The 332-nt window shown below is 73.8% G+C and carries 1 pseudogene; it reads right to left on the bottom strand.

Features of this window, described 5'->3' with window-relative positions:
- Positions 1–32: 32 nt before the first annotated feature.
- Positions 33–332 (bottom strand): annotated as a pseudogene (locus MN205_RS03465) (methyl-accepting chemotaxis protein); the annotation flags it as partial.

Below are 332 nucleotides of genomic sequence, written 5' to 3'. Positions count from 1 at the left end.
CTCCGGCCCGTCGCCGTGCGACGGGCCGGGTCTCAGGCGCGGGGCAGGGTGAAGGAGTCCACCAGCTCCTTCAGCTCCGCCGCCGCGGCCGAGACCTCACCGGCCGTGGTGGCGGTCTGGTTCGCACCCGCGGTGGTGTGGTCGGCCGCGGTGGCGATGCCGGAGATGTTGGTGGCGATCTCCCGGCTGCCGGTGGAGACCTCCGAGACGTTGCGCACCATCTCGGACGTGGTGGCGGACTGCTCCTCCACGGCGGCGGCGATGGTGGCCTGCAGGGCGTCGATGCGGGCGATGACCTCGGTGATCTGCCCGATCGCCCCGGCCGCGGCGGA

This window comes from Kineococcus sp. TRM81007 (genome assembly GCF_022669155.1).
Lineage (GTDB): Bacteria > Actinomycetota > Actinomycetes > Actinomycetales > Kineococcaceae > Kineococcus.
The sequence above is the reverse complement of the archived record's forward strand: the minus strand, read 5'-3'. Positions and strand labels throughout refer to the sequence as shown.